Genomic DNA, 17,901 nt, shown 5'->3' with positions numbered 1-17,901 from the left:
GGCAGGAGGGTGAGGCGTTCACGTATTGTTCGGAACCGATCTCGGTGAGCGAAACGTCCGGGTGGTTACCGCCTATCGGCCTAGCAGCGAAGAATGGAAAGCCGACATGAAGACAAGGAGAAGAAGGCCATGAAATGCATGACGTGCGGATCGTCACTGCGGCCCATTCGGAGCGACCTTCCGTTCAAGGTCTCCCAACATAGTATTGTCATCTTGAAGAACCTTCCGGTGCTCCAATGCGACAACTGCGGTCAGTACTCGATAGAGGACCCAGTCTATCAACGCGTGGAAGAGATTCTCGCGGACGCAGACGCTTCGGCCGAACTCGAAATCATTCCTTTTGCGGCATGACGTGCCGATGAGGCAGGGGCATCCAACACGCGGCGTGCGGAACCATGGCGTGTCCCATTGGAAACCACGAAAGGAGGTGGCGATGTGCTCGAATCGATGGCGATCGGTGGCGGCTGCAAGCCTGCTCCTGCCGGTGCTGGCCGTCGCGGAACCGGAAAATGCCGCGGCGCCGGTGGGCCTTCTACGCTCAGTGGAGGGGACGGCGTACGTGATCTCAGACGCCGAACGGCGGCAGGCCGAGCCGTTCGTTGGCTTGAGCGCGGGCGACCAGATCGTGGTGGAAACCGGCAAGGTCGTCGTCGCCGACATCGTTTGCGGCGGACAGCACGAATTGGCGGCGGGCAGTACCTTCGTCATGCGCCGCTCCGCGTGTGAAACTGAGCCTAGCCTGTTGCAACGGCTGCGAGCCGCGCTCGACAAAGTGAGGCGCGGGCAGCCGCAAACGGTGTCCGGCGTTACACGCGAAGGCGTGGGCTCCGGCGCTGCGGTCTGGCCCGATAGCGTCAGCTTCGCGGCCAGCGCCGCCATCATGTTTCGGTGGGATGGCACAGTCGCTGCGGAGTCGTTCCGGCTGAACGGCCCGGAAGGCGCGGCGGCCCCCACCCGCTATCAACTCGACAAACCATCTAACCCGTTGCGCTGGCCGGAGGAGTTGGCGAGAAGGCCCGGCAGGTACCGCTGGGAGATCCGCGGCGGAGATGGCAAGACACTCGGCCGCGCCACGTTCGAGATTCTGTCCTCCCAGCAAGCGGCCACCAAGCGCGCCCACTACCGCAACAAGGCGAAGTCGATCTTCCCCGACCAGTACCGCGACGTCGGCGCGGAGCTGCTTGCCGCTGGTGACGGATGCCTTCTCAACTGACCGCTGGTGAGCTGGGCCGAATCTGCGTTTCACCGCCGCCAACCCCGGTAGGGCTGGCTGTGCCGGCCGTTCTTCGTGCGCCGCGCTTCGCGGAGAATGGCCGGCACAGCCGGCCCTACGGTTACTGCTTGCCCCCTTTTTTTCGAGCAGAGCGATTGCCCCCGCGTCTGACAAGGTGGACCCTTAAGGGGTAAAACTTGCCGGGACACCCAGGACACTAGCTGATTCGTTCATGGATCACACTCACGGTAATACGCCCCGGGCGCTGCTGCGGATCACGATCACCTCGGCCGTGGTGTCGGCACTCGTCACCGTGCTGCATGGTGTCGGGTACTTCGAAAGTCTGGAGGCCAAATGGCTGGACGCGATGGGAATGATCTTCCGGCCCAGCCCCTCGGCGCAGGTGGTCGCAGTCGCGGTCACCGATGCCGACTTCGCCCGTCCGGATCTCTTCGGCAGCATCAGCCCGCTGCATCCGGACACGCTCCGCCGGCTCGTCGAGCGCCTCGCTCAGCATCGGCCGGCAGTGGTGGCGCTCGATATTTTGCTCCAGCCGGTGCCCCACGAGTCCGCCGATCGCGCGGCGGCGCGCCAGCGCCTGTATCAGTCGCTCGCGAGTCTCGCCGCCCACGAATCGACGCAATGGGTACTCATCGAACCGGACCGCGCGGAGGTAAACCTGCCCGGAATCGATGCCGAAGTGCAGGCCGCGTGGGAAGTGCTGCGTTCCGCCGATCAGGCGACGCCGCCGCGCGTGTGGTGGGCGTCGCCGACAATGCATGTCGAGGAGGGTTCGATTCGCCGCATGCCGCTGGCCGTCGTGGGCAACGGGGCGCACGCGGCGACCCCTACCCTGCTGGGCGCCGTGGTGGAAGCCCGCGCCGCGGCGCCGGCACACGCGCCTCAGGGCCAGCACGAATCCGTGCTGATCCGCTACACCGGCGCCTTCGCACTCGACGCCTCCGCGCCGATCACGGCGCACGCCATCAGCGCCGGCGATCTGTTGGCGCCCGCCGGCGGCCCAAGGGACGCTACGCTCCTGACCGGCAAGACCGTGATCGTCGGCGGCACCCACGAGGCTGGGCGCGATTACCACTGGACCCCGATCGGACGGATCGCGGCGGTGCAAATCTGGGCGGAGGCCGTCGATGCGTGGCTACGGCACGACGCGCCGCGCGAGCCACCCCGCTGGCTAGCCTTTGTGCTGGAGACCGCGGTCGGGGTCGGCGGCGGCTGGCTGATGCTGCGCTTCAGTCCGCTCGTCGGTTACATCCTCACGGTCGTCGCGCTGGCGCCGCTCACGCTCCTGTTGTCATCGCTTGCGTTCGGGGCCGGCGTCATGTTCATCAACTTCCTGCCCTCGTTCTTTGCCGTGCGACTGCATCAGCGCTTCGAACTCACCACCGAGAACCGCGCCCTGCGGCGCGAGCTGCAACTGCTGCAGGCGCGTGCCGAATCGCGGCAGCAGGACGCCGAGACGGCCGCGCACGACGATGGGAGTTCTGAGCGAACCCTAGGCGCAGGACTAAGGGTTCGCTCCTAGGCCGCGATGCGCACGGCCGCCATGGGCGCTGCGCGCCCTCAGGGCGGGCGGAGAAAAGCTTCGTACGACAAGACTAAACCCGGTCAGCCGCCGGCGGCAGCCGCCCTCGGGTAGCTCTCGCGCAGGATGCGCCCGTCGCTGAGCTCGAGGAGGCGGTGGCCGCAGGCGGCGGCCGCCGGGCTGTGGGTTACCAGGACGATGCTGAGGTGCTCTTCGCGATTGAGAAACTGTATCAGGTCGAGAATGGATTGACCGGTGCGTGAGTCGAGGTTGCCGGTCGGCTCATCGGCGACGAGCAGGCGCGGCTTGGTCACCAGCGCGCGCGCGATGGCGACGCGTTGCTGCTCCCCGCCCGAGAGGCCGGCCGGCCGGCGCTGGCGCGCGTTGTCAGGCAGGCCGACCTCCGCCAGCGCCGCGTCGGCGCGCTTGCGGGCTTCACGCCAATGGACGCCGAGAAACTCCAGCGGCCAGGTGACATTCTCCTCCGCAGTGAAGGTGGGAAACAGATTGAAGCTCTGGAACACAAACCCGATATGCCGCAGGCGCAGATCGCTGCGCGCGTCGTCCGACATCTGCGCCAAGTCTTGGCCGGCAACCCAGACGCGCCCGCTGGTGGGCGTGTCGATGCCGGCGATGAGGTTGAGCAGCGTGCTCTTGCCGCATCCGCTCGGACCCATGATCGCCACGTATTCTTCGGGCTCCACCCGCAGGCTCACGTCGCTCAATGCGTCAACCGCATTCTGACCGCTGCCATAGCGTTTGTGGACTCGATCGACGAACAGCGCGGCTGAGTTAGGCATGCGAGCGTTTACTCGTATCGCAGCGCCACCGCCGGTTCAAGCGCCGCCGCCCGGCGCGCCGGGCCGGAGGCCGCGAGCACACAGACGGCCAGGGTCAACAGCGCGACCCAGCCCGCCTGTACATAAGGAACGTGGGCTTCGAGCACCCAACCGAGCAGCGCCGGAAAGGTGGCATCCACCCAGAGCTTACCCAGGGCGAAGCCCGCGACAATGGCCAGCGCCAGCCCGGCGGCGCCCAGCACCACTCCCTCCACCAGCACCATGCGCCGCACCGATCCGCGCCGCACGCCGACGACGCGAATGGCTCCGATCTCGCGCGTACGTTCAATGACGCCCGCCGCCAGCGTATCCGCCATGCCGACCATGACCACCGACAGCACCATCGCTGCCAAGATGTAGACGCCGGCGAAACCCCGGCGCACCTGCGAGGCGAAGTACTCGACAATCTCGGCGGCCGAAAGAATTCGCAAGTTGTACTTGCGCCCCAGCCGCTGCGCGATAGCGGCGCGGACGGCGGCGGTGTCGGCCTGCGGAGCGGTGCGCACAAACACGCGCGTAACCTTGGTGTCGCCCCAATAGCGCTTGTAAAGATCCCGGCTCATCTCGACGGTACCCCGCGGCGAGGCGAAATGCGTCACCACCCCGGCCACCGGCAACGCCAGCCGGCCGTTGGGGGTGTCGAACGTGATGGTGTCGCCGACCTTGACGTTGAGATTGCGGGCAAAATTGCTCGAGACGACGGCGGCCTCACCGCTGGCTACTGCCTGCCACAGGTTGGGCAGGCCGCGGCCGGTCAGCGGCCACTGGCCGAATTCCGGACTGGTGAAATAGGCCGGGTCGTAAGCATCGATGGTGATCGGCCCACCGCCGAACTGCCAATCCGCCCCGCGCTCGCCGACGACGGCGCTGGCCCCGGGCACTTGCTTGAGTTCGTCGACGAGATCATCGGCCACCGGTGCTTCCAAAAACCCGGATTCAATGTGCGAAGAGCTGACCACCAGATCGGCACGCATGGCGCCGCTGACGGCGTCGACCACCGAGGCTTGGAAGCTGTGGGCCACCATCCACAGCCAGAAGACACAACCGAGCCCGACCCCGAGCATGGCCACGGTCAGTCCCGCGCGGCGCGGGTTCTGGGTCAGGTTCTTGATCGCCAACTCGCCGGTCGGCCCCGTCAGCAAGCGAAAGCCGGTCAACAGCGGGCGCCGAATCAGGTCGAGTAACGGCCGCGCGGCCAAGGCCGTGCCGACCGCGATCAAGCCGGTGCCCGCCAGCCCCCACCACGGCAGGCCGGTCAGCGATTGCAGCGACACGGCGGCAGCGATGGCCGCCGCCACCAGGCCCCGAATCACCCAGCTCGCTCCCTTGCTCACACCTTGTTGCTCAACGCCGCGCCCGCGCATCGTCTGCGCCATGCCCATGCGCGTGGCCCGCCAAGCCGGCAGCGCCGCAGCCATTAGCGCGGCGCTGAGACCGAGACCGGCGGCGAGCGCGAGCGAGGCGCCATGCAGCGCCAGCTGCACCGTCGGGGTGGCGACCTTAGAGTTAAGCGCAGCGGCAGTGGTGATCATGGGCAGGAGCACGCGCGCCAAGCCGATGCCCAGCGGAATGCCGACGATCACGCCGGCGGCCCCGAGCAGTGCGCTCTCCTTCAGCAGCTCCTGCCACATTACACGCGGGCGCACGCCGATGGCGCGCAGCACGCCCAGCTGCCAGGCGCGGCCTTCAAACAACGTCGCCAAGCTGTTGAATGCGATCAGGAACGAACCCACCAGCCCGAGCAGACCCAAAGCCCAGAGCAGGACCTGAAAGGCCCGCATGACGCTTTGCAGGTCGGCCTTGCGTTGGCTCGGCCGCGTCACGTGCAGCCCGGGCGGGAGCACGGCGGTGATGGCATCGGCAACGCGCTGCACGTCGCCGTCGCGCGCAACCACGACGTCGGCGCGGTTGATGAACCCGGCGCGCCCGAACATGTCCTGCGCGTTGCCCAAGTCCATCAACATCAAATTGCCGCCGTACACCCGCGCCAGGCCGCGCGGATCGAGCGTGCCGCGCACGGTGACACGCTGCTGGCCGCGGGGCGTATCGATGGTCAAGGCATCGCCGAGCTTCAAGCCGCGGCGATCGGCAAAGGCGCGCGGGATGACGATGGCGTCAGCGAGGAACAGCTTCGGATCATCCAGGCCGCGCTCCTCGTCGCGCAACTCGTAAACCGCGGTGGCTTGCTTGTTGGCAATGTCCATCCCCTGGACGGTGAGCAACTCGCCGCTGCCGTCGGCGGTGAACGCCGTGCTGCTCACCACCGGGACGACAAGCTCGACGCCGGGCACGGCGGCAATGGTCTTGGCCACATCCTCGGAAAAAAGCGCACCTTCGCCGGCGCTCACTTGCAGGGCGGCGCGCCCGGCGACGGTATCGATGATCTCGACGAAGGCGCGCAGCGTCTCGCGACCGGCAAGGTCATCGGCTGTGACTTGCGCCACGCCGCAGCCGAGGGCGATGACCGTCAGCGTCAGGCGAGCATAGTGGCCGCGCAAGAAGCGGCGCGGCATACGAAAGCTGTCGGCGATCACTAGCGATGCCTCTATCTGTACGAGCAAGAGTCCGGCGGCCGGTCAATCGGCGCCGGGATGCACCAAGTAGTCCTCGGTAAACACCTGCGCCGGAATGTCGCGGCCGACGCTGCGCTTGGTTATCAGCAGCAGGGTGCATTCATTGGCCTGCAAATCGCGCATCTCGGCCAGATCGGCGCGCCGCGCCCCGGGGGCGACCTCGCGAATCTCCGTGTTGCGCATCACCTTCCACAGCTTGCCGGCAGCGTCGGAGAATTCCACCTTCAGCGGGAACAGCCACTCCTTATCGACCCAGATCTTCCGGCTGCTGTAAGCGCTCTCGGTGCCGGGCTTGGGCGTCGCCACGACCACGTCGGCCGCCCGACCGTCGAGCTGCTCCCCGGCGAGCAGCTTGTACGTGTAACGGTCGGTGCGCTCGCCGGCCAGCTCGCGCACGTCCTCGTAGAGGAGATTAGTCCCCGCCAAGCGCTGCTGGCTGCTCACTGGGATGCGCCTGACGGCGCGGTAGCCGGGCATGAACAGCCACATGTCGTCTTGGGCGTTGTCGGTTTGGCGCCAGACCAGCAAGCCCAAGCCCGCATCATCGGCCGGTAGCGAGAACAGCAGGTGAATTTTGTCGTGGCGATCGGGGGCGTAGAGCACGTGGCGGACGGCCCGCTTGTGAATGACCCCGGAGCGGGCCTCGCGCACCAGCGCTTCGGTTTCCGCGCGCGAGTAGCCGGCGGCCTGCGGCCCGCTGACGATGAGAATCTCGCTCTCCTCACGCTCGGTCTTGACGCTGCGGTAGCGCGTCCAGGTCTCGCTGATCAGAGTCAAGGCGTCGGATTGTGCGCGTGCAGCTCCCAGGTTCAGCGCCAGCGCGGTGCAAATAAACACAAAATAACGAAGGCGCACCATCACAATTATCGCCGCAATCAGGCGTTGCCTGGTATCAAACAGCATCGTCGAATACAACCGCGAGCGAGTTGAAACGGGCCTTTCGGTCGATATCGCAGGCTCTATAGCTCCTCGCGCAGGCCTGCGGCTCGGGGATTTGTCCGCCGCCCCGCACGCCCACCGCCAGAGCGCGGGTATGACTGCCTTACCGGCGCTAGAATTCGTAAGCTCTTGTCAGCTCGGGGTCGCCCTGGGCCAGGGCCTTGGCTAGGTTTACCATCACCTGACACTGCTTGAAGGTGGCGTCGTCCTGCATCTTGCCGTCGATCATCACCGCGCCGGTGCCGTCGCCCATGGCGGCGATGACCTTCTTGGCCCAGAGCACCTCGGCCGCCGGCGGGCTGAAAACCCGGCGGGCGATTTCGATCTGCACCGGGTGCAGGCTCCAGGCGCCGACACAGCCCATGAGAAAAGCATTGCGGAACTGATCTTCACAGGCCAGCGTATCTTTGATGTCACCGAACGGGCCGTAATAGGGCAAGATGCCGTGGGCGTTGCACGCATCTACCATCCGCGCCAGCGTGTAGTGCCAGAGGTCTTGCTGGGCCGCGGCCCGCGGCGCCTTTTCATTGGCCGGGTCCGGATCACTACGCACCAAGTAGCCGGGGTGACCACCGCCGACGCGCGTGGTCTTCATACGCCGCGAGGCGGCCAGATCGGCGGGGCCGAGCGACAGCCCCTGCATGCGCGGGCTGGCACCACAGATCTCTTCCACGTTGGCGACGCCGGTGGCGGTCTCTAGCAGCGCGTGCAGCAGCAACGGCCGCTTCAACCCCGCCCGGGCCTCGAGCTGGGCCACCAGTCGGTCGACGTAGTGAATATCCCAGGCTCCCTCCACCTTGGGGATCATAATCACTTCTAGTTTATCGCCGATCTCGGTGACCAACTCGACGAGATCGTCCAACACCCAGGGCGAGTCCAGGCTGTTCACCCGAGTCCACAGCTGGCAGGTACCGAAAGCCATCTCCTTGGCGATGCGGATGAGCCCCCGGCGCGCCTCCAGTTTCTTGTCGGCGGCGATAGCGTCTTCGAGGTTGCCGAGCAGCACGTCGCACTGCTTGGCGAGGTCCGGCAGCTTGGCCGCCATCTTGGCGTTGCTGGGATCGAAGAAGTGGATCATGCGCGAGGGGCGGAAGGGAATGTCCCGGACCGGCAGCGGGGCGCCGATGGCCAGAGGCTTGAAGAAGTCTTTCGCGCTGCGCATTGGCTCGCTCCTCATGCGGACGCTACGCTGACGGCAGGCTTTGCCCTTGCCGACGGTTTCCGCACGCGACAGAGACTACATGCTTTCAGGTGGTATTCAACCGGGCCTGCGCGCCGCTGGAGCGCGGGCGAGGTGGATGGTAGGGTGTGCGCATGGCGCCGATACATCTCATCGTCTACTCGGACTACCTTTGACCGTGGTGTTACAACGCGGCCGTGCGCCTGCGTCGCCTCGGGGAGGAGTTTGGCGACCGGGTTCGGGTCGAGTGGCGCAGTTTCCTCCTCCGGCCGCAACCCGATCCCGGCCGCACGCTCGAGAAGTTTCGCGCCTACACTCGCTCGTGGCTGCGCGCCAGCGAGGAGCCGGACGGGGGCACCTTCCGCGTCTGGGAGAGCGACGCCGGTCCGCCGTCGCACAGCCTACCGCCGCATCTGGTCGCCAAAGCGGCGGCACAGCTCGGCGATGACGCCTTCGCGCGCATGCACGAGCGGTTACTGCACGCCTGCTTCGCCGAAAACCGCGACATCACCGACACCGAGACCCTACGCGCGCTGTGGTACGAAGCCGGCCTACCGGACGACGCCTTTGCACGATCCGCCGACCCCGCGCTGCTGCAAGCGACGGTGGACGAGTACAAGGAGGCGCTGCAACTCGGCATCAGCGGCGTTCCGGCCGTCCGCCTCGAAGGCAGCGACGGGCACGTTCTAGGCGCGCAACCGCTCGAGCTCTACCGCCGGTGGATCAGCCGCACGCTCAGTGCTGCGGGCTAGCCTCTAGCTCCGCTGCCCGCATAGGGCTGCGCGACAAATCTGTGGGTAACGTGGTTCGGTGTTATGGTCGCCCTTTCGGCCATGGGCCTCGGCCTGACAGTACACAGTACTGTCAGACTGGTGAGGATTTGCCCGGTCGGCTGCACGTTACCCACAGATTTGTCGCACACCCCCCGCATAGTCGCGCACGGGTACAGCTTGACCTCGCTCGCCGAGGTGAAGTCAGATTGGAGTAGGAGGAGTCCGATTGGGCCGGCTGTGCCTGCCGCTCTCTTGTCGCGCCCGGAGGCAGGCACAGCCTGCCCTACTACTGGCCTGACTTTGTGGCCCTGCAGTTGTGCGTTCATCTGTTGTGCGTTCATCTAAGGACTGCGAGCGCTGGACCTCACAGGCTGAGCATGTCGTTCAAGCGGAAAACCGGGTTCAGCTTCCCGTGGCGCCGCAAAAAGCCATTGCTGGCGCCTGAGAAGTGAACCGTGTGTCAGGCCGCGCCGCGCAAATGCTCCGGCGCAGCGGTTTGCAACGCTTCCGCCACCTCGTACGCGGCGCCGTAACCGGGCAGGAACGTGACGCCGGGTCCGGGGTGACACGACGCGCCGCAGAGGTAGAGGCCGGGAACCGGTGTGGCGTGCGCCGAGCCGGGCACCAGCAGCCGGCCGCCGATCATTTGCTCGGGATGAATGAGGCCGTGCGTAAAGTCGCCGTTGGTGGCGCCGTGCATCGCGGCAAAATGATCGGATGAGAAGACAGCGTGCTCAACGATGCAGTCGCGCAAATCGGGCAGGTACTCGCTCAGGCGATCGAGAATCCGCTCGGCCATGGCATCGCGCAGGTGCCCGCGTTCCGCCTTCGGCGCGGTGCACGGGAAGAAAAAGCCGTAGGTGGTGGCAATGTGGAAACCCGCCGGCGCGAGGCTCGGGTCCATCACCGTCGGAATCTGCATGCCGGCGGGGGGATGCTCGGGCACCTCGCCGCGGACACAGGCTTGGTAGCTCGCCTGCTGCAGTTCGGGGTCGGGCACCAGCGTGGTGTTGAACCGCGTGCGCGGGTCCGCGTTCAGGTGTTCGAAGGGCGGACCGAAGCGCGGCAGACGGCGCAGCTTGAAGAGCAGGTGCACGAACGCGCCGCGATGCTCGATGCGCTCGATCCGCTCGATGAGCGCGGGGCTGAGGTGCTCGCGCCCAACGAGTCCGAAGAACGTCGCCGGCTTGTCCAAATTGGACAGCACGGCGCGCGCATGCACGCGGCGACCGTCGCGCAACTCGATTCCCATTGCCCGGCCGTTTTGCAGGAGCACACGCTGCACCGGCGCACTCAGGCGCACCTCGCCGCCCTTGTCGGCAACCGAGCGGCACAGCGCTTCCGACAGCATGCCCATGCCGCCCTTCACCCGCCGCATCAGCCCGCCGGCCTGGTTGTGCGCGAAGGTGTAAACCAGGCAGAGCGCGCTGCCGGGCGTGAACGGACCTTTGTAGGTGGACTGCACCGCGGCGAACGCCGCCAACGCCCGCAGCGTGCGGTGCCGCCGGGCGTCGGGCAGAAAGCGATCGATGAGCTCCATCGCACTGCCGGTGAAGGCGAGCTCGATTTGTCGCCGCTTGGTTTCGCTGGGCGCCTGGGCGAGCAGTTCCTCGAAGCTCGGTGGCACACTGCGCGGCGTGAAGCGATCCATCAGGCTCGCGGGGTATTGGCAGAACGCCAGCAGGCGCACGAAGCCGAGCATCGCGCGCGCGCCGAAGTGGCGCAGGACGTAGCGCGCCATACGCAGCGGGTTGGAATAGAAAATCGCCGCCGGGGCGTCGCGCGAATTCAGGTTCACCGCCATGACCGGCAGATCGATGAGCTCGACACCGTAGCGCGCTAGCTCGAGTTCCTCGGCCACGCCCTGGGCGAGCGGAAACAAGAGACTCGCGCCCACATCGTTACGGCAGCCGGACAGGATCTCGCGCGTCCCCGCCATGCCGCCGGCGTAGGCGTTCTTCTCCAGACACAGCACGCGCAACCCACGTGCAGCCAAGATCGCGGTGGCGGCCAGACCGTTGTGCCCTGCGCCAACGACGACGACATCGACGTCTTCGACGGCGCTCATGCGCTCACCCCTTGTGCGCCGCGTTCCAGCGCAACTGGCGCGCTTGCGCCGCGAGGACGGCGTGAATAAACAAGGAAAGCACGCTGCGTGCCTATGCCATCTCAAGGGGTCGGGTCAAGCCGCGCAGCGTGACTGCGATCACGGCAGCACAAAAGGTGGCGAGCTCGAAAGAGCCGATCACGACGCGAAGCCAATATCGTCCCGCTCCGGTCTGACCGAGCACCTGCTGTCTCTCCCTACCTGCTCGGCACCCATCGAGAGGCTGCTCAGGCGCTGATCGCTACCCCGTGATCGCTGTCGCCGGTGAGGATTTCGAAGGCCGCGCGCTGCCGGCAATGGAGCACTTCGGTTGCGCCGGCTAGCTTGTCAGTAAGGCGCAGCTCACAGGCAGCCAGCTTGCTATTCAGGCAGTGCTTGCTGCCGCCGGGCGGGTTGAGGTAGCGCAGCCCAACGAAGCTTTCGCGCGGCGCGTGGATGCTACCCTCGACCTCCACGGCCGCGGTGGCGGAGTGGAACTGCCAGCTGAAGTAACCAAACGAGGCCCGGGCTCGCAGGGTCTGGCGCAAACTGTTGAGGGCAATCTCCTGTCCGCGGTGGCGCAGGACCAGTGTGGTCATGAACGGCGTCCAGAACGGGCCGAACTTGAGGCGCGCGGTCCCGAGCTCGAGAAAATCGCCGGGTGCGTCGTCAAAGCCGGCAACTTGGCCCCAGGCATAGTGATCGGTGTGCTGCGATCCCCAGTTGTGATTTTGGCTGCCGATCCAGTCGTCCACCGCTAGTGTTCGTCCGTCAACCGTAAGCGTGCCGCTGAACACCGCCAGCGGTGCCGGCACCAGCGTCTTAGCCTTCGGCAGCCGGGTGTCGTACAGCTTCAACGGGAACAGGAACAGCGGCTCGGTCGCGCCGCCAAAGTCCAGATCCCAGCTGAGCGTGTGGCCGCCGGATGCGGCGCCGCCCGACAAGCGGCCAGGCTCCAGCAGCGCGCCGGCGATCCGTACGGCGAACTTATCCCGGTCAAACAGGCAGTGGGAGAGCGGCACCTCGCTCTTGACCGCGACGTGCTCGCTGCTCTCGCCGTCGAACGCCACCGCCCACAGCTCGCCGATTGCCAGTTCGGGCCGCCGATCGGGGCTGAAGATGGTGTAGCGAATCCAGAAGGCCAGCGGCCGGCTCGGGTGATTAGCGCGGACGAAGAAGCTCTCGTAGTGACCGCCGTGCTGGCCGGGCCGGTAGCGCGCGAAATTCGCGCGGGCGCTGGCGGCCTGGATCTCGCTGATCATCGGCGGCCCGCGCCTTGGTCACACTCCGCCGCGTTCGAGCATGCGCTGAGTGAACACGTCGTCGGCGAGGCCGTTGTCATAGGTGATGGTGTTGAACTCGGCGGTGGTGTGGCTGCCGCTCTGCACGTTCTGCATCAAGAAGCGAAAGGCGGTGGGGATGCTGCCGACCGGGCGGATATCACTGGCGGTAAGCACCTTGGCCACGCCGCCTTTCTTGTCGTCGAACTCGAACTTGAGGATGACCAGGTCGGCCAGCCGCAGCCAGATGCGCACGCGGGCATAACCGAGGTCTTTGCCGGTGGGAGTGAACTCGAGGGCGGCCGCGGCCGCTCCGTCAATCTCTTCCTGCCGCAGCAGTGCGGTACTGGCGTCGGCCTCGCTCCAATCGGTGATCTGGCTGATGATGGCGAGGTCCTCGTAACTGAAGTCGGTGCCGACGAAGCTCTCGCGCTTGCTGCCGGCGGCGATTTGGCGGACGCGCTTGAGTTCGGGCAGATAGAGCCACTGCTCGTCGGGCTTGTGGGCGTTGGCCCACTGCAGAAAGCCGGTGCCTTTGATTTCCGGCGGCGAGTCGAAGAAGACGATCGAGCGGCTGGCGTCCTCGGGGTATTTCTTCATGTAGATGACGAGGTCGCGCACGCGCTCGTTGCCGCGGCGATCAGTGATGCGCAGAGTGAGCCGTTGGGTGCGATCGCTCCACTTGCGCGTGCTGCCGTTGAGCGCCTTGACCTGATCGAGCAGCTCCCGGGCGCTCTGCGCCGCGGCGCTGCCGGCGCCGGCGATTGCCGCCAGCAGCAGTGCCAGGGTGAGCCCCAGCACCGCCCCGGCGCTCGCGCTGCGTCTCATGCCGCCTCTCCCTTCGCCGCCGCACCCGATCGTTGGTAGTACAGCAGCCCGCTGTAAACGTAGTGCAGCCCCGAAGCCGCGCTGGCGGCGCCGGTGCAGTACTGAATCAGTTGGTTGCCGAGCGCCACCGGCAAGTCGGGCCGCGCCAGGCCGGTTACGGCAAACCCGATGGTGAAGAGCTGGAAGAAGGTGGTGGCTTTCCCGAGAGCGGTCGGGTCAACTGCCATCGGCTTAGCGGCCACGAAGTAGATCGCCGCGTAGCCGAGCAGGATGATCACGTCGCGGCTGATCACGATGACGAGCAACCAGTATGGAATGGCGCCGATCATGGTGAGGACGATGAAGGAACTGACCTGGAGCAGCTTGTCAGCGAGCGGATCGAGCACCGCGCCCAACTCCGAGCGCGAGTCCATGATCCGGGCGACGGCACCGTCGATGGCGTCGGTGAGCGCGGCCGCCACGAACAAAACCAGAGCGCTGCCGAAATGCCTACCGGTCAGCAAAATCACGAACACCGGTATCCCGATAATACGCAACAGCGTGAGGAAGTTCGGCAGGGTCAGCATCACTTGCCGCGCATAGCAGAGTCCGGCGCAAGAGCCTAGCGCCTGAACCGGGCCGAACCGAGCAATCCAGCGGACCCGCGCGCAAGACTGTGCGCCGTTGATTGCCGGCGTTGCACATGTCGGCACGGACGCGATAGATTTTTGGCCGAGACGCGAGGTAGCCATGACCAAACCCACTTACAAATCCGCCGAAGCTTTCCAGGGGCTGGTGAACACGCTGCGCGAGGCGGCGGAGATGTACCTCGATCCGGATCGGAGCGGAGGCGAAATCGGTGTCATCGAGAGCTTCCGCTACCTCCTCCACCTGACCAGTGCCGCAACCGATTTCTATCTGGAAGGCGACCCGGAGCGTCCGGAGTTCGTCAGGATGGTCTCTCCCACCCGCAAGCTCGGGGGTGACAATCCCGACGCGACCTACCACTTCGCGCGCGTCCGGCCCGACCGCTCGTACCGGATCAGCGGCAAGCGGGGCCGCGAGTGCTATTTCTCTTTCAGCGTGCACGGGCGCATCAGCGAAGATAGGCTAGGCATGACCGCCGAGCCCCTGCTGGCCGACGTCAATGACCGCAGCCTCACGATCGCTCCAGACGGCAGCTACGAGCTGATCCTCAGTCCGGACGAGCGCTCGGGGAACTGGATCCCGCTCGCCCCGAACGCCGCATCGGTGATCGTTCGGCACTACTTCGAGTTCGAGCAGACCGTGACGGACGACCCCGACTTCCGGGTCGATCTGAGGATCGAGGCGTTAGCCGCGCCGCCGGTGCGCCCGCCCGCTAACGACGCGGACATGGCGCGACGGATCCGGGACGTTACTGCGTTCGTTCGCGGTGGCACCATCGACCTGCTCGATCTGTCGTCACTGCCGGTTCCTTTCGTGTCGCAGGTCGCGAACGAGCTGCCGCAGCCAAGCGGCTTCCGCGCCTCCGGCAATGCTTCTTGGGGCGCTGCCGACGTGCTCTATGCCATGGCTCCCTTCCGGGTTGAGCCCGAGCAGGCTCTGGTAATGGAAGGGACGCTGCCGCCGTGCGCCTTCGCCAACGTCGTGCTGTGGAGCCGGCAAATGCAGACGTTCGAGTACCGCGATCGGCGCGTGTCCCTCAACCGCAAGCAGATGGTGCTCGAACGCGACGGCTCTTATCGGATCGTGATCGCGCACCGCGACCCGGGCGTGCCCAACTGGCTCGACACCGAGAACCACACCGAGGGCACGATCTTCTGGCGCTTCTTGCTGCCCGAGGTAGAGCCGGCCAAGAGCAAGTGCACCCTCATGCCGCTGTCGCAGGTCCGCAAGTGATTGGGCCGCAGCGGCCGGCAGCTGCGCCGGCTGGGCGTGCCGCGGGCCTTGCCGGCCCCGCGGCGATACCGAGCGGAGGAATTCTTCCTCATCGCGGCGCGCTGCGGATCAGCTGCCACAGACGATTCGGCGTGGCCGGGACCTCGGTGACGCCCACGCCAAGCGGTGCTAGCGCATCACTGATTGCGCACAGGATGGCGGCTGGCGTCGTATGGATGGCGCCCTCACCGGCGCCCTTTGCTCCTAGGGGCGTGAAGGGCGACGGCGTGACCAGCACCTTTTTCTCGGTCCTCGGGGCCTCGAAGATGGTCGGCAGCAGGTAGTCCATGAACGTCGAAGTCAGCGGCTGCCCGTCTTCGTTGTAAGCATACTCTTCGAGCAGCGCGGCGCCGACGCCCTGGGCCACGCCGCCGTCGGTCATACCTTCCACCGTCGCGGGATTGAGCCGCGTACCACAGTCATCAGCAATGAAGTATTTCAGGATCTTGACCTGCCCGGTTTCGGGGTCCACTTCCACCAACGCAACGTGACAGGCATTGGCGGCAGTGAGGTAGCTCTTGGCGCGTCCCTGGTCATCGATTGGCGTGCGCCCCGGTGGGGTCCACACGTAGGTGGCCTCGGGGCTCTGCTCCGTCCCCGGCGGCAGCAGATCGGCGCGCGTGCGCATGACCGCCGCCACTTGCGCCACCGGCATCTCTGCGCCCGGCACTCCGCGGACGCGCAGTTTCCCGTCCATCAACTCGACACTCTCGGGCGGCACCTGCATCAGGTGAGCGGCGGCCTTGATCAGCATCGCCTCGACCCGCTCGCAGGCACCGAGCACCGCGCCGGTGAGCGCCACGCCGAGCCGGCTGCCGCCGGGGCCGAAATGCGGCGGTGCCGAAAGCGTGTCCTGCGCCACCACGCGCACATCTTCCAAAGCCACGCCGAAATATTCCGCGGCCAGCTGCGACGCCAGCGTGAACTGCCCCTGCCCCTCGGTCGTGAAGCCCACGCGCACCACGATCTTGCCGAACAGATCGATGCTGACCGTGACGCCCTCGGGCACACCGATGCCCGGCATGCCGACACCGGCGTAAGCGTTCCAGTCGAACACGCCCGGCTCGATCGCGGTGACCACGCTGATGCCGACGCATCGCCCCTGGCGCCGGGCGGCGGCCTGCTCGGCGCGCAGCCCCGGGTAGTCGGCCATCGCCAGCACCGTATCCAGCGCCGCCTCGTAGTTGCCGCTGTCGTATTCGTTGCCGCTGGGAATTGTGTACGGAAAGCGATCCGGGGCGATGAAGTTCCGGCGCCGCATCTCCGCCGGGTCCAGGCCAATGCCGCGGGCGGCGATGTCGATGAGCTGCTCCAGCACGAAGTTGTGTGGCGGCGGGCCCATGCCGCGATATGCGGTGGTGGGCACCTTGTTGGTCGCCACCAGAGTCAGATCGTAGCCCGCCGCCGGAATCGTGTAACAGCCGGTGAAACACGACAGCGGCTTTACCGCCCCAAGCGACGAGAAGCCTTCGCCGGTGGCGCCGAGGTCCTCCACCAGCTTGACCTTGAAGCCGGTAATCGTGCCGTCGTTCTTGACCGCAATCGCCGCCTCATAGAAACGGTCCCAGGCCTGGCCGCTACCGCCGACCAGGTACTCCATCCGGTCTTCGATCCATTTCACCGGGCGCCCGCCGGCCTTGCGCGAGAGCAGCGCGCTGATGTCGGTGCCGCGAAAACCCATCTTGCCGCCGAAACTGCCGCCGCGCTGATGGCTGATCAGGCGCACCTTGTTCAGCGGCAAGCCGAGCACCGCCGCTCGGCCGACGGCGATGAGGGAGGGCGACTGGAACGTACCGCGGCAGGTGACGCTGCCCTCCACCGGATCCCACTCCGTGATCACGCCGAAGGTCTCCATCGGGTTGGCACCCACCCGGTGCCAGCGGAACTTCTCGCTGAAGACGTGGTCGGCACCGCGAAACGCCCGCTCGACCTCGCCCCAGGTGAAGAGCTTCTGGAACATGATGTTGTTGCGGTGTTGCTCGAACAGCCGCGGGCTGTCGGGTTGGAGCGCTCGCAGTCCGTCCACCACCGGCGGCAACTGGTCATAGTCCACGGCAATCAGCTCGGCGGCGTCCTCGGCGATGTAGCGGCTCGTCGCCGCCACCGCCGCGACCGGCTCGCCGACGTAGCGCACCTTGTCGGTGGCCAGGCAGTGCGTGCCCCAGCCCTCCGGAACGGTAGCGGTCGGGAAGCTCCAGCGCAGCGCGTCCTCGCCGGTCACCACCGCCACGACGCCGGGCAGTTGCTGCGCGGCGCTGGTATCAACGCGCGTGATGCGGGCATGCGGGTAGGGGCTGCGCAAGATGGCGCAGTGCAGCATGCCGGGCAAACGCACGTTGTCGATGAATTCCGTGCGCCCGGTCACCAGCGAACGGTCCTCCACTCGTGCCACCGAGCGCCCCACGAAACGCAGCGAGCTCGTAGGCAGATCTTCCATTCTCTTCGGAACGTCCATGGCGGTCTCCCTTGCGCCCCACTTACACCGTGTTTCGCACCAGCGCCAGACCGCGGCGATTCGCACATAGGGTTGGGGTGTGCGACAGATCTGTGGGTAACGTGCAGCCGACCGGGCAAATCCTCACCAGTCTGACAGTACTGTGTACTGTCGGCCGAGGCCCATGGCCGAAAGGGACGCAATTTGTCAGCTGTGAGGTCACCCCAATGTACAGCGTGCCGTTCCGTTTGCTGGCCAGGATGTAAACGCAGAACTGCTTGTCCATAGCGCCAAACGCCAAACTGGATTCCCGC

14 protein-coding genes are annotated in these 17,901 nt (G+C 66.3%); 5 read left to right on the top strand and 9 right to left on the bottom strand.

Features of this window, described 5'->3' with window-relative positions; all coding sequences use genetic code 11:
* Positions 1-129 precede the first annotated feature (129 nt).
* The 3 genes from HY699_07750 to HY699_07740 all read left to right on the top strand — a co-directional run bounded on the left by HY699_07750 (position 130) and on the right by HY699_07740 (position 2,756).
* Positions 130-351: a type II toxin-antitoxin system MqsA family antitoxin gene (locus tag HY699_07750; GenBank protein MBI4515693.1), complete on the top strand. Its 222-nt coding sequence runs from the start codon at positions 130-132 to the stop codon at positions 349-351.
* Between the two features lie 82 nt (positions 352-433).
* Positions 434-1,213 (top strand): hypothetical protein, encoded by a 780-nt coding sequence (locus HY699_07745; GenBank protein ID MBI4515692.1) that lies wholly within the window; start codon positions 434-436, stop codon positions 1,211-1,213.
* A 292-nt stretch (positions 1,214-1,505) separates the two neighbouring features.
* Entirely contained in the window at positions 1,506-2,756 is a 1,251-nt protein-coding gene (locus tag HY699_07740; protein MBI4515691.1) for a CHASE2 domain-containing protein, read from the top strand.
* A gap of 83 nt (positions 2,757-2,839) precedes the next feature.
* On the opposite strand, the gene HY699_07735 is transcribed toward HY699_07740, so the two are convergent.
* The 4 genes from HY699_07735 to HY699_07720 all read right to left on the bottom strand — a co-directional run bounded on the left by HY699_07735 (position 2,840) and on the right by HY699_07720 (position 8,269).
* Entirely contained in the window at positions 2,840-3,556 is a 717-nt protein-coding gene (locus tag HY699_07735; GenBank protein ID MBI4515690.1) for an ABC transporter ATP-binding protein, read from the bottom strand.
* A gap of 8 nt (positions 3,557-3,564) precedes the next feature.
* Positions 3,565-6,129 carry an ABC transporter permease gene (locus HY699_07730; GenBank protein MBI4515689.1) on the bottom strand — a complete coding sequence of 855 codons (2,565 nt, stop codon included), beginning with the start codon at positions 6,127-6,129 and terminating at the stop codon, positions 3,565-3,567.
* Between the two features lie 42 nt (positions 6,130-6,171).
* Positions 6,172-7,071 (bottom strand): outer membrane lipoprotein-sorting protein, encoded by a 900-nt coding sequence (locus HY699_07725; protein ID MBI4515688.1) that lies wholly within the window; start codon positions 7,069-7,071, stop codon positions 6,172-6,174.
* A gap of 148 nt (positions 7,072-7,219) precedes the next feature.
* Entirely contained in the window at positions 7,220-8,269 is a 1,050-nt protein-coding gene (locus HY699_07720; GenBank protein ID MBI4515687.1) for a CoA ester lyase, read from the bottom strand.
* Between the two features lie 215 nt (positions 8,270-8,484).
* Here HY699_07720 and HY699_07715 point away from each other — a divergent pair, with 215 nt between their 5' ends.
* Complete coding sequence (locus HY699_07715; protein ID MBI4515686.1) at positions 8,485-9,039, top strand: DsbA family protein; 555 nt, start codon at positions 8,485-8,487, stop codon at positions 9,037-9,039.
* 481 nt (positions 9,040-9,520) lie between these two features.
* On the opposite strand, the gene HY699_07710 is transcribed toward HY699_07715, so the two are convergent.
* From HY699_07710 to HY699_07695, 4 genes are all read right to left on the bottom strand, one after another.
* Positions 9,521-11,128 (bottom strand): NAD(P)/FAD-dependent oxidoreductase, encoded by a 1,608-nt coding sequence (locus HY699_07710; GenBank protein MBI4515685.1) that lies wholly within the window; start codon positions 11,126-11,128, stop codon positions 9,521-9,523.
* A 266-nt stretch (positions 11,129-11,394) separates the two neighbouring features.
* Positions 11,395-12,408, bottom strand: a complete 1,014-nt coding sequence (locus tag HY699_07705) for a hypothetical protein (GenBank protein MBI4515684.1) — start codon at positions 12,406-12,408, stop codon at positions 11,395-11,397.
* Positions 12,409-12,426: 18 nt separating this feature from the next.
* The gene (locus HY699_07700) at positions 12,427-13,254 is read right to left on the bottom strand and encodes an outer membrane lipoprotein-sorting protein (protein ID MBI4515683.1); all 828 of its coding nucleotides are present in this window, start codon (positions 13,252-13,254) and stop codon (positions 12,427-12,429) included.
* Positions 13,251-13,823 (bottom strand): CDP-alcohol phosphatidyltransferase family protein, encoded by a 573-nt coding sequence (locus tag HY699_07695; protein ID MBI4515682.1) that lies wholly within the window; start codon positions 13,821-13,823, stop codon positions 13,251-13,253. The genes HY699_07700 and HY699_07695 overlap by 4 nt, the downstream gene beginning before the upstream one ends.
* Positions 13,824-13,983: 160 nt before the next feature.
* On the opposite strand from HY699_07695, the gene HY699_07690 reads away from it, so the two are divergent.
* Complete coding sequence (locus tag HY699_07690) at positions 13,984-15,114, top strand: DUF1214 domain-containing protein (protein ID MBI4515681.1); 1,131 nt, start codon at positions 13,984-13,986, stop codon at positions 15,112-15,114.
* A gap of 88 nt (positions 15,115-15,202) precedes the next feature.
* On the opposite strand, the gene HY699_07685 is transcribed toward HY699_07690, so the two are convergent.
* Positions 15,203-17,608 carry a xanthine dehydrogenase family protein molybdopterin-binding subunit gene (locus HY699_07685; GenBank protein ID MBI4515680.1) on the bottom strand — a complete coding sequence of 802 codons (2,406 nt, stop codon included), beginning with the start codon at positions 17,606-17,608 and terminating at the stop codon, positions 15,203-15,205.
* Positions 17,609-17,901: the final 293 nt, after the last annotated feature.

Source organism: Deltaproteobacteria bacterium (assembly GCA_016210005.1).
In the GTDB taxonomy this organism is placed as follows: domain Bacteria; phylum Desulfobacterota; class Binatia; order HRBIN30; family JACQVA1; genus JACQVA1.
This window is presented reverse-complemented; position numbering and strand designations above follow the sequence as displayed.

Excerpts from the sequence above, each read along its gene's own strand:
- HY699_07705 (MBI4515684.1), bottom strand. The coding sequence starts at position 12,408 with ATGATCAGCGAGATCCAGGCCGCCAGCGCCCGCGCGAATTTCGCGCGC.
- HY699_07725 (MBI4515688.1), bottom strand. The coding sequence starts at position 7,071 with ATGCTGTTTGATACCAGGCAACGCCTGATTGCGGCGATAATTGTGATG.
- HY699_07700 (MBI4515683.1), bottom strand. The coding sequence starts at position 13,254 with ATGAGACGCAGCGCGAGCGCCGGGGCGGTGCTGGGGCTCACCCTGGCA.
- HY699_07745 (MBI4515692.1), top strand. The coding sequence starts at position 434 with ATGTGCTCGAATCGATGGCGATCGGTGGCGGCTGCAAGCCTGCTCCTG.
- HY699_07720 (MBI4515687.1), bottom strand. The coding sequence starts at position 8,269 with ATGCGCAGCGCGAAAGACTTCTTCAAGCCTCTGGCCATCGGCGCCCCG.
- HY699_07685 (MBI4515680.1), bottom strand. The coding sequence starts at position 17,608 with ATGGACGTTCCGAAGAGAATGGAAGATCTGCCTACGAGCTCGCTGCGT.
- HY699_07690 (MBI4515681.1), top strand. The coding sequence starts at position 13,984 with ATGACCAAACCCACTTACAAATCCGCCGAAGCTTTCCAGGGGCTGGTG.
- HY699_07735 (MBI4515690.1), bottom strand. The coding sequence starts at position 3,556 with ATGCCTAACTCAGCCGCGCTGTTCGTCGATCGAGTCCACAAACGCTAT.
- HY699_07710 (MBI4515685.1), bottom strand. The coding sequence starts at position 11,128 with ATGAGCGCCGTCGAAGACGTCGATGTCGTCGTCGTTGGCGCAGGGCAC.
- HY699_07750 (MBI4515693.1), top strand. The coding sequence starts at position 130 with ATGAAATGCATGACGTGCGGATCGTCACTGCGGCCCATTCGGAGCGAC.